A 14,437-nucleotide genomic window follows, 5' to 3' on the forward strand; every position below is an offset into this window, starting at 1 on the left:
TCACGCATTCACCAGGGGAGTCCCGGCAAGGGGCTGAGATACTGCTGGCTTTCGCGGCGCAGTGACCCGTTGAACCTGATCCAGTTCATACTGGCGTAGGGACGGTGCAAGCGCTTTGCGGGAGTTTACGCCCGAGGTCCTGTTTCGGCAGGTCGACAGAAGCGTCTTTTCATCCTTCCGGCACAGAACTGGGTCTCCAATGCAACGAGCAAAGGAGCCTCAAGATGAATGCCCTCACCCCCGCCGTCTCGACGGGACCGCTGCCTGCCTCACGCAAAATCCACAAATCCGGTACCATCCACCCGCAGCTCAGGGTGCCGATGCGCGAAATCTCCGTCCATCCGACGGCAGGCGAGCCGCCGGTGACCGCTTACGATCCGTCCGGCCCCTATACCGACCCGACTGTCGAAACCAGCATCGAAAACGGCCTTGCACGGCTTCGCCATGAATGGGTCACCGCGCGCGGCGATGTCGAAGCCTATGACGGCCGCCACGTCCGGCCAGAAGACAATGGGTTTGCGGCAGGCGAGCGCCTAACACCGGAATTTCCAGTCCGCAACCGGCCACTCCGGGCCCAGACCGGCAAGGCGGTGACACAGCTTGCCTATGCGCGCGCTGGCATCATCACGCCCGAAATGGAGTTCGTCGCCATCCGCGAGAACCTTGGTCGCGAGATCCTGCACGGCAAGCTTGAGCGCGACGGCGAGGCCTTCGGCGCGGCGATCCCCGACTTCGTCACGCCTGAATTCGTCCGCCACGAGGTGGCGCGCGGACGCGCGATCATTCCCGCCAACATCAATCATCCCGAGAGCGAACCGATGATCATCGGCCGCAATTTCCTGGTCAAGATCAACGCCAATATCGGTAACTCCGCCGTCACATCGTCGATGGCTGAAGAGGTCGAAAAGATGGTGTGGGCGATCCGCTGGGGCGCCGACACGGTGATGGATCTGTCGACCGGCCGCAACATCCACAACATCCGCGAATGGATCGTGCGCAACTCGCCGGTGCCGATCGGCACGGTGCCGCTCTACCAGGCGCTCGAAAAGGTTGGTGGCATCGCCGAGGACCTGACCTGGGAGGTCTACCGCGACACGTTGATCGAGCAGGCCGAGCAAGGCGTTGACTATTTCACCATCCACGCCGGCGTGCGGCTGCATTACATCCCGCTGACCGTTGACCGGGTCACGGGTATCGTCTCGCGCGGTGGCTCGATCATGGCAAAATGGTGCCTGCACCATCACCGGGAAAGCTTCCTCTACGAGCACTTTGCGGAGATCTGCGACATCTGCCGCGCTTATGACGTCTCCTTCTCGCTCGGCGACGGCCTTCGTCCCGGCTCGATCGCCGATGCCAACGACGCGGCGCAATTCGCCGAGCTGGAAACGCTCGGCGAGCTGACGCAGATCGCCTGGGCGAAAGATTGCCAGGTGATGATCGAGGGGCCCGGCCACGTGCCGATGCACAAGATCAAGGCGAACATGGACAAGCAGCTCGCCGTCTGTGGCGAGGCGCCGTTCTATACGCTTGGACCGCTGACGACCGACATCGCGCCGGGCTACGACCACATCACTTCCGGCATCGGCGCGGCGATGATCGGCTGGTTCGGAACGGCCATGCTCTGCTACGTCACGCCCAAGGAGCATCTCGGCCTTCCCGACCGCGATGACGTCAAGACCGGCGTGATCACCTACAAGATCGCAGCGCACGCGGCCGACCTGGCGAAGGGCCACCCGGCGGCGAAAGTCAGGGATGACGCCCTTTCCCGCGCGCGCTTCGAGTTCCGCTGGGAGGACCAGTTCAACCTGTCGCTCGACCCCGAAACCGCACGGTCCTTCCACGACCAGACCTTGCCCAAGGAGGCGCACAAGCTGGCGCATTTCTGCTCGATGTGCGGACCGAAATTCTGCTCGATGCGTATCTCTCACGACATCCGCGCCGAGGCACAGAACGAGGGCATGGCGGCGATGGCGGCGAAATACCGCGAGGGCGGCGATCTCTACGTGCCAGCGGACGAGACCGTCGCACCGCTCACGCCTCAGCCAGGTAAGCCGTCATGAAGGTGCTGATAAAGGGGGCCGGCGTCGCCGGCCTCACCGCCGCCTTCGAACTCGCCGCCCGCGGCGCGACGGTCACGGTCGCCGAGATCCGGCATGGCCTTGGAGGCAATGCGTCGTGGTTCGCCGGCGGCATGCTGGCGCCATGGTGCGAGCGTGAAAGCGCCGAGCAGCCGGTGCTGGACCTTGGACGTGACGCTGCCGACTGGTGGGATGCGGTGCTGCCGGGTCAGGTGACACGGGGCGGAACACTTGTCGTGGCCGCCCCGCGTGATGCCGGCGAGCTCGACCGCCTCGCCAGCCGCACGTCGGGCCATCGGCGTGTCGACGAAGACGAAATTGCGCTCCTGGAGCCCGACTTAGCCGGCCGCTTTCGCCGCGGATTGCTCTTTCCCGATGAGGGCCATCTCGATCCGCGCCAGGCGATGGCAGCACTTCATGACAAGCTCGCAGCCATGGGTGTCAAATTCCACTTCGGCACCGACGCCCGGCATGTTTCCGGTTTCGATCGTCAGATCGATTGCACGGGAATGGCAGCCGCCGATGACAGGCTTCGCGGCGTTCGCGGCGAAATGCTGATCCTAAACACGCCAGACTTCTCGCTGTCGCGCCCGGTCCGGTTGCTGCATCCGCGCTTTCCGCTCTATGCGGTACCGCGTGCCGACGCCCAGTTCATGATCGGTGCGACGATGATTGAAAGCCGGTCCGCCAGACCGGTCACGGCGCGCTCCATGATGGAGCTTCTGGGTACCGCCTATGCCCTCCATCCGGCCTTTGGCGAGGCCGAGATCGTTGAAACCGGTGTCGGCGTCCGTCCAGCCTTTCCCGACAATCTGCCGCGCGTCGAAATGAGCGGAGACACCGTCGCGATCAACGGGCTCTATCGCCATGGCTTTCTTCTCGCCCCCGCCATGGCGCGCCTGGCGGGCGAAATTGTCTTCAATCACGACAAACCCGTGGAGCTTGCTCATGAAACTGATGGTCAACGGCAAAGTGCATGAGGTTGCCGCCACCACGCTGGCCGAGCTGCTTGCCGCGCTTGACTATGAGGGCGATTGGCTCGCGACCGCGGTCAACAACGACCTCGTGCACAAAGCCAGCCGGGCGGAATTCCAATTGAACGACGGCGACCGGATCGAAATCCTCTCGCCCATGCAGGGAGGCTAGCATGTTCGATCTTCTCGGGACGACGCTTCCCTCCCGCCTGCTTCTCGGCACCGCTCAATATCCTTCGCCGGCCATCCTTGCCGATGCAGTCAGGGCATCGGGCACCTCGGTGGTGACCGTCTCGTTGCGCCGTGAAATGGCAGGCGGCAGGGCTGGCGAAAAATTCTGGTCGTTGATCCGGTCGCTTGGTGTCAGAATCCTGCCCAACACTGCTGGCTGCCACTCCGTCAAGGAAGCGGTCACGACCGCACAAATGGCGCGCGAAGTCTTCGGCACGCCCTGGATCAAGCTCGAAGTGATCGGCAATCACGACACGCTGCAGCCGGACGTGTTCGGTCTGCTCGAAGCCGCCCGCATCCTGTGCGAGGACGGTTTTGCGGTGTTCCCGTATACTACCGACGACCTTGTCGTCGCCGAGCGGCTGCTTGCGGCGGGCTGCAAGGTCTTGATGCCCTGGTGCGCACCGATCGGTTCCGCCCTCGGGCCGGTCAACATCATGGCGCTGCGCTCGATGCGCGGACATTTCCCTGATGTCCCGCTGATCGTGGATGCTGGTCTCGGACGGCCATCGCACGCGGCAACAGTCATGGAGTTCGGCTTTGATGCCGTGCTCCTGAACACAGCGGTCGCCAAGGCGGCCGATCCGGTCGGCATGGCGCGTGCGTTCGGCAAGGCGGTCGACGCCGGTCGAGAAGCTTTCAGCTCGGGGATGCTCGAACCCCGCGACGTCGCGGTGCCATCGACACCAACATTCGGCAGGGCGGTTTTCTCATGAAGCTCGATCCCTTCTACCTGATCGTCGACAGCGCCGCCTGGATCGAACGGCTGGTGCCACTTGGCGTCAAGCTGGTTCAGTTGCGCATCAAGGATAGGGACGAGGCCACGCTGCGGACGGAAATCCGCCGCGCGAACGGCGTCTGCGCGGTCCATGGTTGCCAACTGATCGTCAACGATTATTGGCGGCTCGCCATTGAGGAAGGCTGCGACTTCGTCCATCTCGGCCAAGAGGATTTGGCTGCGGCCGACCTGCTGGCGATTAAGTACGCCGGATTGAAGCTCGGGCTCAGCACGCACGATCATCTCGAACTGGAAACGGCCATCGCTGCCGAGCCCGACTATATCGCGCTCGGCCCCATCTATCCCACCATCCTGAAGCAGATGAAATGGGCGCCGCAAGGGCTCGAGCGGATCAGCGAGTGGAAGCATCGAGTGGCGCCGATCCCATTGGTCTCCATCGGCGGCCTCAACCCCGACCGGCTCGACGGTGTCTTCGAGGCTGGTGCGGACAGCGCGGCGGTGGTCACCGACATCACGTTGAATGCCGATCCCGAAGCGCGCACGCGAGAATGGATCGAAAAGACAAAGCCATGGCGCTGAGGCGAGAACCGCATGTGCTCGTGGTCGGCGGATCAGACCCCAGCGGTGGGGCTGGAATTGCACGTGATATCGAGACGATCTCTTCCATTGGCGTGCGCACCTGCCTGGCTGTCACAGCGCTGACGGTGCAGACGCACGAAGCCGTAATGGAAATCCATCCTTCGCAGCCCGATCTTGTGGCCGATCAGATGTGCGCCGCGCTACAGGCCAACAAGGTGGCGGCAATTAAGATCGGCATGCTCGCAACGGCTGAGATCGTCGTTGCCATTGCCGGCGTGCTGCGCGAAAATCCGCAGGTGCCGGCAGTGCTCGATCCGGTGCTGGCCTCGAGCTCCGGCCGGGCGCTTCTGGAAGCAGGTGCCATCGCTGCCATGAGGCGCGACCTGATGCCGCTTTGCTGCCTTGTGACCCCCAATCTCCTGGAGCTGGCGCTCCTTGTTGGTGCGGAACCGCCAGCCGACGAGAGCGACGCGGTGAGACTGGGACGGAAATTGCTGGCAGCCGGCGTGCCGGGCCTGCTGATCAAAGGGGGCCACGCATCAGGACCTCGATCAACCGATATTCTGTTGCGTTCCGATCAAGAACCAATCCGCTTCGACGCACCTCGTCTTGTCGCATCAATGCGCGGGACGGGTTGCATGCTGGCTAGCGCGATTGCGGCGCATCTGGCGAAGGCGAAGCCGCTCGAAGACAGTGTGCGCGAAGGCAAGCGGCTTGTCTTGGCCATGTTTAAGAAGAATGCAGCAGACCGACGAAATTTGTAAGATTTTCCAACTCTCGAAAGACACGCCTGCCTCTCGCGGGTCCGGGCTGGTAATTTACCCTCGTAATTCACCTCACTCGACAGGAGTAGTTTGACGGCCTCGCCAGGCGGCGACCGCGAGATCAACGATGGCGAGGCGGCCGTCGTGCGCCGTATCTAGTGCGTTGTGTGGCATCCTTTCCTCCCATCCGACTGCGATCCTGGAATTCACCTTGGTCGCGAGCTCCTGCTAAACGATGCCCCTCGACGGGAGCGGTCGATCCCGCGTCTCGGCTGCGGCGGCGCTAGGCTGACGCTCCTTATGCCGTCCTGTTGAACCGGACTCGGGATCACGAACTGCTCCGTGCGGCACTCGTTGACAAGCCTGCCGTGATATGAACAGGATTATACAGGATCACTGAACAGGTACCCATATGAAGCGGCGCTCGGTTCAACTGTCTCCCGGCACGGGCAAGCCCGAACAGATCGCCACCGTTCTCGAACATGAAATCCGCTCCGGTGTTCTCGGCTTCGGCGACCGGCTGCAAAGCGAGAACAAGCTCGTCCAGCGTTTCTCCGTCAGCCGCAACACCGTCCGCAAAGGCCTCGAGGAACTGTCCAACCGCGGGCTGATCACGACCAAAGTCGGCATCGGCTCTTTCGTCACCTTCGATGGCAAGCCCGTTGATGACTCCATCGGTTGGTCGCGGGCGCTCGCCAACGCCGGCGCCAACGCCGAGACGCGGACGCTGCGGCTCGAGGTGATCGAGGACCCCCGTCTTGCCGCACTGCTTGGTATAGAAAACCCGTTTTTCATCGCTGTCGACCGGGTGCGCACCAATGCCAGCGACGGCCACGCCATCTCCATCGAGCGCAGCCGCCTGCCATTGTCGCCGGAACTGGAGGACGTGCCGTTGCGCGGCCTGCGCGAAGGCTCGCTGCACCAGACGCTGCGCGGCGCGGGCCTCGTTCCCGACCATGGCGAGGAATGGGTCGGCATCGAAATGCTCAACGCCGAGGACTCTGCAATCCTCGGTTGCCCGCAAGGCACGCCGTTCCTTCGCGGTCGCCGGTTGACCCGCGCCGCCGATGACCGGCCGATCGAATATGTGACCAGCCTGCTCAACCCGGCGCATTTTGCGCTGCATATGAGGTTCTGAGAGATGCCGGACGACACCGGGAGCATAACCGATCGGGCCATGGGAGCGCTTGTGGGCGGGGCACTGGGAGATGCGCTGGGAATGCCGACGCAGCTTTTGTCGCCGGCGCGGATTGCCGAACTCTACGGTCATGTCGAGGACTTCATTGCTCCTTTCCCCGACCATCCGGTGTCGAAGGGACTCCCGGCCGGGACGATCACCGACGACACAGAACAGGCGCTTCTGCTTGGCCGTATCCTGGTCGAATCCGGTAACCGGTTCGACCATGCGAGGTGGGTCAGCGCGCTGCTCGACTGGGAACGCGATGTCAAGGCGCGCGGCAGCTACGATCTGCTGGGACCATCAACCAAACGCGCCATCGACGCGATCAATAACGGTATGCCAGCCGAGGAAGCGGGACGCAGCGGCGACACAAATGGTGCAGCCATGCGCATCGCGCCGGTCGGCATCATGATGCCGCCAGAGCCGCTTGACGCATTGGTCGGCAAAGTGGCCGAAACTTGCAGGGCGACGCACAACACGTCAATCGCAATCGCTTCGGCCGCAGCGGTCGCTGCCGCCATCAGTCGCGGCATCGCTGGCGGTGACTGGCGCGCCGCTTCCGACAGCGCCATCGCCGGGGCGAGGCACGGAGCAACGCTCGGCTATTGGGTGACCGGCGGTGACATCGCCGCGCGCATTGGGTGGGCGCAGAAGCTCGTACGCGGCAAGGAGACGAGTGACGCGATCCGGCTGATCACCGATCTGGTCGGCACCGGCGTCGCCAGTCAGGAGTCCGTTCCGGCTGCATTCGCGGTGCTGGAAGTCGCCGGCGGCGATCCCTGGCAAGCGGCAGTCATCAGCGCCAATCTCGGTGGCGACACCGACACGATCGGCGCCATCGCGGCCGGCATGGCCGGTGCCTGCACTGGCTTTTCCCGATTGCCACAGAAACACATCGCCCGGATCAAAGGCCTAGACATTGGGCGGGTGCGCGCGCTCGCCGCCGACTTGGTCGCCCTGCGGGCGGCGAAGAGCAGGTCCGGCAAGGAGGCGGCAGCATGAGCGGGCGTCTCGTCCATATCGGCAGCGCGGTGGTCGACTATGTCTACCGCATCGATGCCTTGCCGGCACCGGGCACGGAGAAGACCGCGTCAAGCTATGCACAAGTCGCCGGCGGCGGCTTCAACATGATGGTCGCGGCCAGCCGCACCGGCATGAAGGTGGTGTTCGGCGGCCAGCTCGGCAGCGGACCCAATGGCGACTTCCTGCGCGCGGCCTTAGCCAGTGAGGGGATCGAGACACTGACGACGCCATCGGCGGTTATGGACAGTGGCAATTGCGTCGCCATGATCTCGAGCGATGCCGAGCGCACCTTCGTCTCATGGCCTGGTGCGGAGAGTGTGCTCAGCCTTGACATGATGGCGCTCATCTCGGTCGCACCGGGCGACTGGGTGTTCACCTCCGGCTATACGCTTAGCTATCGGGGAAGCCGAGAGGCGCTTGTCGACTGGATCGAGGTGCTGCCGGCGGAAATTCCTTTAGTCTTCGATCCGACGCCGATCATCTCAGACATTCCGCGCACCATTCTCGACCGGGTGCTGGCGCGCACAAGCTGGCTGAGCTGCAACGCCGCCGAAGCGGCTGAGATCGCCGGCACCGGCGATGTAAAGGCTATTGCTGCCCGGCTGCTGGCCAGCCACTGCCCCAACGCGGCAGGCGTTGTCGTCCGCGCTGGCGCAAAAGGCTGCTTCGTGCGGCTGGCCGACGGCACCGCCCAAGATGTGCCCGGGTTCAAGGTCGCGGCGGTAGACACTAACGGCGCCGGCGACACTCATATCGGCGCCTTAGTCAGCGCGCTGTCGCACGGCGTGTCGCCGTTCGAAGCGGCGCGTTACGCCAATGCGGCGGCGGCGCTCTCGGTCACCCGCCATGGCGGGTCGTCGGCGCCGAACGACCAGGAGATCCAGCGATTCCTCAGCCATGACGATCGACCGACGACCGTGCATGGCCGGAAGCAAGAGGCCCATTTGTGACAGCCTAATGGGATAACAAGCCCGCCAACCGGGCAATAATGAGAGGAACGAACATGCGCATGCCCAAACTGACTGCTTTTCTGACGGCAACCGCTGTCTTCGCTTCGGCGCTTACGCTGGCCGCCAGGGCCGACGAGGTGCACGTACTCAACTGGAAGGGCTATGGCGCCGACGAGCCGTGGGCCATAGCCGCCTTCGAAAAGGCAACCGGCAACAAGGTCGTCAACGACTTCTTCAATTCCGAACAGGAGATGCTGACCAAGCTCAGGACCAATCCCGGCCTTTACGATGTCGTCATGATCAACGCCGCCTTCAACGATCAGGCGATGGCGGAAAAGCTCATTCAGCCGATCGACACGTCCAAGCTGCCGAACTATGCCGACATCAGCAAGGACAAGGCCGGATCATCGATGCTTGTCCATGACGGCAAGGTCTATGGGGTGCCGTGGGTTTGGGGACTGACGGCGCTCGCCATCAACGACAAGTCATTCGACAAGCCGCCGACGAGCATCGCCGAAATGTGGGATCCCGCTCACAAGGGCCGCGTCACCATCCGTGATGATGCCGTCGAGGCGGTTCAGTTCGGCGCCATTGCCACCGGCCAGAACATCAACGACATCAAGGATATCGAGGCGGTCAAGGCGAAGCTCACCTCGCTGATGCCGCAGATCAAGACGTTCTGGAGCTCGGAGAACGACTGGAACCAGATGGCTGCCTCTAACCAGATCGACATCGGCACCTATTGGAGCGGCTCGGCCGATCGCGCCAAGACCCATTTCAAGCTGCCGGTCTCGCTCGTGATCCCGCAGGAGGGCGCTGTCGCCTGGCTCGACGCCTTCTCCATTCCGGTCGGTTCCAAGAATGTCGCCGGCGCCGAGGCCTTCATCAACTACATGATCGACCCGAAGTTCTATGTCGAATGGGTCACCAAGGTCGGAGCCCCGGTATCCGCCAACACCAAGGCTGTAGAAGCACTTCCCGGGGATGCGTTCAACCGCAAGGTGATGGGTGACCCGGCAGTCGCCAAGCGCATTCAGTTCCAGGCGCCGATCACAGACGCCCAGCGCGAAACCTATCTGTCGCTCTGGCAGCAGCTCAAGGTCGACGTGAAGTAACAGCAGAAGCCGGGATCAGCCGACCATCCATGTCGGCTGATGCTTCCCCATCCTGGGAGGAGGATGTCATGGCAGCACAGGTTGCGGCCGCGTCGCGCAGCGGATTGAGATCGGCCTTGCCACTGCTGGCGCCTGCCTATCTCTGGCTGACGGTTGCGATCTTCCTGCCGCTCTCAGCCATGGTCTTCTTCTCCTTCATGACCGACCTGCCGCTGTCGGGAAAGCCGTGGGCGTTCACGCTCGAAAACTATGCCGCCTTCTTTTCACAAAGCCTTTATCTGACATTGCTTTTGGCCTCGCTGCGCCTCGGCCTCGAGGTGACGCTGTGGTGCATCGTCATCGGTTATCCCGCCGCTTATGTGCTGGCCAAGGTGCTGAAAGGCCGCAGCCGAGAGGCGATTTTCCTGCTCGTCATCCTGCCGTTCTGGTCGAACGGGCTGGTGCGCATCTTCTCCTGGGCGATGGTGCTGCGTGAAGGAGGCATGCTCGACACCGCGCTGAACGCAGTGCTGCCGTTCAAGATCAACATCGACCTAATGTATTCCTATCCGGCCGTCATCATCGGGCTGGTGCACTCCTACGTGCCTTACATGGTGCTGACGTGCTACTTGACCCTGCAGGCCATCGATGACTCGCTGATCGAGGCCGGGCGCTCGCTCGGCGCCTCGCGGCTGCAGGTGCTGAATCGAGTCATCATTCCGCTGTCGATGCCGGGGCTGGTGGCGGGCGCAGCGCTCGTCTTCGTCCCGGTTGTTGGTTCGTTCATGGAACCGCGCATTCTCGGGGGCCGTACCGGCACCTTTTACGGCACTGTCATCGAGGACCAGTTCGTCGCCGTGTTCAACTGGCCGCTGGGTGCTGCGCTCTCCTTTATCCTGTTGGCCGTCGTGCTGGTCATCCTGGCGGTTGCCTCGCCGGTGCTGCGGAGGGCTACGTGATGGCGACGACACGAGTTCTCGAATGGCTCGGCCGCCTTTACATCTGGCTATTGCTCGCCTTCCTCTATGTGCCCATCATCATCATGGCGCTAATGTCGTTCAACGTTTCGCCCTTCTACCAGCTGCCGTTCGAATGGACGGCGGAATGGTATGTCTCGCTGTGGCAGAACGACCAGCTTATCTCAGCCACCTGGAACAGTGTCGAAATCGCAGTCATCACTACCATCATCTGCGTCGTGCTTGGCTCGGCGGCGTCACTTGCGCTCTACCGCTATGAGTTTCGCGGCAAGAAATTCCTGCAGGCGCTGCTGTTTCCGCCAATCGCCATTCCGTGGCTGATAACCGGCACGGCGATGTTGATCTTCTTCTTCGGCGTCGGCATTGGGCGCGGCCTGTTCGCCATCCTGCTTGGCCATGTCGCGCTTGCGCTTCCCTACGTCATTGTCGTCGTGTCGGCCCGACTGCAGACCTTCGCGCACGAGCTGGAAGAGGCGGCGCGCTCGCTCGGCGCCAATCAATGGCAGTTGACGAACCGCGTCACGCTGCCCTGGATCATGCCGGGCGTCATTGCCGGTGGGCTGTTCGCCTTCGCCGTGTCCTTCGACCAGTTCGTCGTATCCTACTTCTTGTCGACGCCGGGCCAGACGACGCTGCCGGTCGAAATCTACGCCGCGATCCGCAAGGGTTTCACGCCCGAGATCAATGCGGTCTCGACGGTCATCATTGTCGTGTCGATGGCGCTGATGCTGCTGACAGCGCGCTTCTTCAAATTCGGCGGAGAGAAATAATGGCTGGCGTCCAAGTAGCGAACGTGTCGCGCGCTTTCGGTGCCCACAAGGCGCTGGACGATGTGTCTATCGATTTCGCCGACGGCGGCTTCTACGCCCTGCTCGGTCCCTCCGGCAGCGGCAAGACCATGCTGCTGCGCCAGATCGCCGGCTTCGACTTTCCCGACTCTGGCCGCATCTCCATAGGCGGCGAAAGTGTCGAGCGGGTGCCGGTGGAGAAGCGGCGCATCGGCATGGTGTTCCAGAACTACGCCCTGTTTCCCAATATGAGCGTTGCTGGCAATGTCGCCTTTGGCCTGTCGGTGCGCGGCGAGCCCAAGGCGGTGATTGCCAGCGAGGTACAGCGCGCACTCGACCTCGTGCAACTCGGCAGGCTCGGCGGCCGCCGGCCGCATCAGCTGTCCGGCGGCCAGCGCCAACGGGTTGCGCTCGCTCGCGCGATCGTCATCCGGCCGCGCGTGTTGTTGCTCGACGAGCCGCTCGGAGCGTTGGACAAGGCGCTGCGGGTCGACATGCAGATCGAGCTCAAGCGCATCCAGCGCGAGATCGGCATCACCACCATCTTCGTCACCCACGACCAGGAAGAAGCGCTGACGATGAGCGACCGCATCGGCATTCTGCGCGATGGCAAGCTGGTGCAGGAAGGCTCGCCCGAGGAGATCTACGATCGGCCGAAGAGCGAGTTTGCCGCCACTTTCCTGGGCGACGCCAACATCCTTCGCGGCGACAGCACCGGCAACGGCATCCGACTGCCGGACGGCACAGCGATTGCCTCCGGCGCGGGTGCCAAGCTTGCCGCTGGGGCCAAGGCAAGCTGCGCCGTGCGGCCCGAACGCATCCGCATCTTCACCGATGCCGAGGCTCCGGATGCGGCCAACGCGAATCTGCTGCGAGGCCAGGTATCGAAGCGCATCTTCGCCGGAAATAGCAGCACCTACTTTGTCGAGCGTGCTGGCCAGACGCTCAAGGTGATTGTGCAGAACACCGGCGCTGGCAGGCTGGCGGAAGGTCAGGATGTCGTGCTGCATTGGTCGCCGGAAAGCACAGTCTTGATCGTCGCGGGGTAGCAGCCAGAGATAGACCACTGACCGACTCAGATGGGGCTTTTGTGATGGTAAAAGATTGCGACCTCCTGGTTGAGGTCCGCGCCAGAAACGCCGATACGTCCCGCCTACGAGACCATGCCATTTTTTGGTGGTCTTGCGGCCCGGAGCAACCGATCCCGGCAATGATGATGGACAACGACATGGTTGGCATCGCCAAGGTCTTGCCGATTGACAGTTTCACTCAGAAGCGGTGCGCCGGGCTTGCGGCTAGTGCGCCGTTTGCTGCTGTTTTGAGATTTGGCCAGGCGCGTATTCATTGGCCTCGAAGACAAGCCTCCGTCAAGCCAGGCATCACGATCTTTGCCTCTAATCCTCCCAGATTCAATGTCGCTTTCGGGACCCGGCAAACCGATCCAAGGCACGGCTGCGAGCACGCGCCCTGGGGAGCCGGAGTAGACCTTTGAGCGGGGTGCGGATGGCAGTTTTGAACGTGCGATCCCATCGTCCCGAACGATGTGGATTTACCAGCAAGTCGTTATTGTTCCTGGGCTCCTTCGCCACGTTCGCTCACGACTGGTCGCGTTTCCTTTCGCCGTTTCTGTGGGAAACCTGTGGGATGAGCACACCGCGTTCGTGTCTTGTGATTTGAGCTATACTCGGAACGGTTTGCGGCGACTTGGAGAAAACCGGCTTCTTCGTGATCTTCTCGGCGGCGTCTGCCAAGAAATTAGGATGATGATGGCCGTAAGTTTCGATCAGGACATCCACTGTAATGCCAAGAAAGCCCGCAGCCTGCCACAGATCGGTGCCGGCCTGCATCATCCAAGTCGCCGCGGTGTGGCGGAACACGTGCGGAGTAACGTCGGGCCCTAGGCCGGCGATTTCGCGCGCCGTCTTAAAGCTCTTGTCTATCGACCGCACCGGCTTTCCATTCCATTCCACGACAAAATCCTGCGATATCTTGCGACCGATGTTCGCACTTTTGCCGCGCGATTTGGTCTCGATGTGAAGATCAGTGCGCGCCCAGCGCCGGAGGTGCGCCAGCAGCCGCTCGGGCAACGGTACAGGGGGTTGGCGCTTCTTGGTCTTCCTTGCGCCGGTGGCACCGCGATAGAAGATACCGCGGTCTAGGTCCACATGACCGCGCCCTTTCGTTGGGCGCATGGCGGCACCGCAGATTGCGGCCGAGCGCGTTCCTGTATAAAGTGCGACGAGGATGAAGCGCGCGAGATGTCGCCCAGTGCGCCGGCCACTCTCTTGGCCCTTCCATGTCTGCTTCATTCGCCAAGCTGCCCAGATCAGTGCGGCCGCCTCACTGCGGGTCAACCAGCGTTCGCGGGCGGCGGCCTTGTCTGGCAGGGTGATGACCGGTGCGGCGGTTGTATAACCCTCCTTGCGGTAGTAGTTGATGGCGGCACGAAGATCCTCGAGTTGGCGGCGCGCCGCGGCTTCGGTGGGGCGCGACGCAATGTACTCGCGGCAGAGTTTGCCATTGATGGCGGCGAGAGTTTTTTCCCCGAAGTAATCAAGGACCTTATCCAGCCGAGCCGCCGTCTCTTCTGGTGTCGCGTGCTTCGGTGCAACCTCTTTAAGGTAGAGGTTGACCACATCGGCAATTAAGACGTCCTCGGCTCCCCGCGCTCGGTGGTATTTGCTTCCAATGTAGGCGGCGAGCGCCTTTTCAGCTTCAGTTCCTGGACGGCCTTTTTCGCCGCCGCCAGCGCTGATGAAGCTGGTTCCATCGCGGATAAACCATCCAGCTTTGTTTCGGCGCGTTCCATCTTTTTTCCAACTTTCGTCACGCCATACCAGGCGTGGCCCTTTCGAAGTCCGCGGCATAGTTCCCTCATCCTCGCGATTGCCATCAAGCTGACGTATTCCTTTCCGGCGATTAGCTCCGTTTCAAGTCGACCGGCGTCACGTTCCTTGCGTAGGCCTGCTGCGCTTATCGAGCCGTCGGGAAAGGCAATTCGCGCAGCGATTTCGACGCGCAGTGGTGTGGTCTCGTCGAATTGGTCGGGGATTTTCATAA

15 protein-coding genes and 1 riboswitch are annotated in these 14,437 nt (G+C 62.5%); of the genes, 13 read left to right on the forward strand and 2 right to left on the reverse strand.

Annotation, left to right across the window (positions count from 1 at the left end; all coding sequences use genetic code 11):
• The first annotated feature begins 3 nt into the window (after positions 1-3).
• Positions 4-120, forward strand: a riboswitch (TPP riboswitch).
• A 104-nt stretch (positions 121-224) separates the two neighbouring features.
• The 13 genes from thiC to NKJ81_RS06980 all read left to right on the forward strand — a co-directional run bounded on the left by thiC (position 225) and on the right by NKJ81_RS06980 (position 12,426).
• A complete protein-coding gene (gene thiC, locus NKJ81_RS06920; protein WP_352540066.1) occupies positions 225-2,060 on the forward strand; it encodes a phosphomethylpyrimidine synthase ThiC in 1,836 nt (611 codons plus the stop codon).
• A complete protein-coding gene (gene thiO / locus NKJ81_RS06925) occupies positions 2,057-3,058 on the forward strand; it encodes a glycine oxidase ThiO (protein ID WP_352470529.1) in 1,002 nt (333 codons plus the stop codon). The genes thiC and thiO overlap by 4 nt, the downstream gene beginning before the upstream one ends.
• A complete protein-coding gene (gene thiS / locus NKJ81_RS06930) occupies positions 3,027-3,224 on the forward strand; it encodes a sulfur carrier protein ThiS (RefSeq protein ID WP_023679205.1) in 198 nt (65 codons plus the stop codon). Before thiO ends, thiS begins: the two co-directional genes overlap by 32 nt.
• Before the next feature lies 1 nt (position 3,225).
• On the forward strand, positions 3,226-3,999 hold the full coding sequence (locus tag NKJ81_RS06935) for a thiazole synthase (protein ID WP_352540067.1): 774 nt from the start codon (positions 3,226-3,228) through the stop codon (positions 3,997-3,999).
• A complete protein-coding gene (locus NKJ81_RS06940) occupies positions 3,996-4,601 on the forward strand; it encodes a thiamine phosphate synthase (RefSeq protein WP_352470532.1) in 606 nt (201 codons plus the stop codon). Before NKJ81_RS06935 ends, NKJ81_RS06940 begins: the two co-directional genes overlap by 4 nt.
• Positions 4,592-5,365 (forward strand): hydroxymethylpyrimidine/phosphomethylpyrimidine kinase, encoded by a 774-nt coding sequence (locus tag NKJ81_RS06945; RefSeq protein ID WP_352540153.1) that lies wholly within the window; start codon positions 4,592-4,594, stop codon positions 5,363-5,365. The genes NKJ81_RS06940 and NKJ81_RS06945 overlap by 10 nt, the downstream gene beginning before the upstream one ends.
• 412 nt (positions 5,366-5,777) lie before the next feature.
• Positions 5,778-6,503 carry a GntR family transcriptional regulator gene (locus NKJ81_RS06950; RefSeq protein ID WP_352540068.1) on the forward strand — a complete coding sequence of 242 codons (726 nt, stop codon included), beginning with the start codon at positions 5,778-5,780 and terminating at the stop codon, positions 6,501-6,503.
• 3 nt (positions 6,504-6,506) lie between these two features.
• A complete protein-coding gene (locus NKJ81_RS06955) occupies positions 6,507-7,547 on the forward strand; it encodes an ADP-ribosylglycohydrolase family protein (RefSeq protein ID WP_352540069.1) in 1,041 nt (346 codons plus the stop codon).
• The gene (locus tag NKJ81_RS06960) at positions 7,544-8,518 is read left to right on the forward strand and encodes a PfkB family carbohydrate kinase (protein WP_352540070.1); all 975 of its coding nucleotides are present in this window, start codon (positions 7,544-7,546) and stop codon (positions 8,516-8,518) included. Before NKJ81_RS06955 ends, NKJ81_RS06960 begins: the two co-directional genes overlap by 4 nt.
• Before the next feature lie 53 nt (positions 8,519-8,571).
• A complete protein-coding gene (locus NKJ81_RS06965; RefSeq protein WP_352540071.1) occupies positions 8,572-9,633 on the forward strand; it encodes an ABC transporter substrate-binding protein in 1,062 nt (353 codons plus the stop codon).
• A 68-nt stretch (positions 9,634-9,701) separates the two neighbouring features.
• On the forward strand, positions 9,702-10,571 hold the full coding sequence (locus NKJ81_RS06970) for an ABC transporter permease (protein ID WP_352540072.1): 870 nt from the start codon (positions 9,702-9,704) through the stop codon (positions 10,569-10,571).
• Positions 10,571-11,359, forward strand: coding sequence for an ABC transporter permease (locus NKJ81_RS06975; protein ID WP_352540073.1), 789 nt, complete (start codon positions 10,571-10,573; stop codon positions 11,357-11,359). The genes NKJ81_RS06970 and NKJ81_RS06975 overlap by 1 nt, the downstream gene beginning before the upstream one ends.
• The gene (locus NKJ81_RS06980) at positions 11,359-12,426 is read left to right on the forward strand and encodes an ABC transporter ATP-binding protein (protein ID WP_352540074.1); all 1,068 of its coding nucleotides are present in this window, start codon (positions 11,359-11,361) and stop codon (positions 12,424-12,426) included. Before NKJ81_RS06975 ends, NKJ81_RS06980 begins: the two co-directional genes overlap by 1 nt.
• Before the next feature lie 546 nt (positions 12,427-12,972).
• On the opposite strand, the gene NKJ81_RS06985 is transcribed toward NKJ81_RS06980, so the two are convergent.
• Complete coding sequence (locus tag NKJ81_RS06985) at positions 12,973-14,013, reverse strand: tyrosine-type recombinase/integrase (protein ID WP_352540075.1); 1,041 nt, start codon at positions 14,011-14,013, stop codon at positions 12,973-12,975.
• A gap of 8 nt (positions 14,014-14,021) precedes the next feature.
• Complete coding sequence (locus NKJ81_RS06990) at positions 14,022-14,435, reverse strand: hypothetical protein (protein ID WP_352540076.1); 414 nt, start codon at positions 14,433-14,435, stop codon at positions 14,022-14,024.
• Positions 14,436-14,437 lie beyond the last annotated feature (2 nt).

Source organism: Mesorhizobium sp. M0018 (assembly GCF_040323955.1).
Taxonomy (GTDB): domain Bacteria; phylum Pseudomonadota; class Alphaproteobacteria; order Rhizobiales; family Rhizobiaceae; genus Mesorhizobium.

Coding starts and splice junctions, on each gene's coding strand:
- thiC (WP_352540066.1), top strand. CDS start 225: ATGAATGCCCTCACCCCCGCCGTCTCGACGGGACCGCTGCCTGCCTCA.
- thiO (WP_352470529.1), top strand. CDS start 2,057: ATGAAGGTGCTGATAAAGGGGGCCGGCGTCGCCGGCCTCACCGCCGCC.
- thiS (WP_023679205.1), top strand. CDS start 3,027: ATGAAACTGATGGTCAACGGCAAAGTGCATGAGGTTGCCGCCACCACG.
- NKJ81_RS06935 (WP_352540067.1), top strand. CDS start 3,226: ATGTTCGATCTTCTCGGGACGACGCTTCCCTCCCGCCTGCTTCTCGGC.
- NKJ81_RS06940 (WP_352470532.1), top strand. CDS start 3,996: ATGAAGCTCGATCCCTTCTACCTGATCGTCGACAGCGCCGCCTGGATC.
- NKJ81_RS06945 (WP_352540153.1), top strand. CDS start 4,592: ATGGCGCTGAGGCGAGAACCGCATGTGCTCGTGGTCGGCGGATCAGAC.
- NKJ81_RS06950 (WP_352540068.1), top strand. CDS start 5,778: ATGAAGCGGCGCTCGGTTCAACTGTCTCCCGGCACGGGCAAGCCCGAA.
- NKJ81_RS06955 (WP_352540069.1), top strand. CDS start 6,507: ATGCCGGACGACACCGGGAGCATAACCGATCGGGCCATGGGAGCGCTT.
- NKJ81_RS06960 (WP_352540070.1), top strand. CDS start 7,544: ATGAGCGGGCGTCTCGTCCATATCGGCAGCGCGGTGGTCGACTATGTC.
- NKJ81_RS06965 (WP_352540071.1), top strand. CDS start 8,572: ATGCGCATGCCCAAACTGACTGCTTTTCTGACGGCAACCGCTGTCTTC.
- NKJ81_RS06970 (WP_352540072.1), top strand. CDS start 9,702: ATGGCAGCACAGGTTGCGGCCGCGTCGCGCAGCGGATTGAGATCGGCC.
- NKJ81_RS06975 (WP_352540073.1), top strand. CDS start 10,571: ATGGCGACGACACGAGTTCTCGAATGGCTCGGCCGCCTTTACATCTGG.
- NKJ81_RS06980 (WP_352540074.1), top strand. CDS start 11,359: ATGGCTGGCGTCCAAGTAGCGAACGTGTCGCGCGCTTTCGGTGCCCAC.
- NKJ81_RS06990 (WP_352540076.1), bottom strand. CDS start 14,435: ATGAAAATCCCCGACCAATTCGACGAGACCACACCACTGCGCGTCGAA.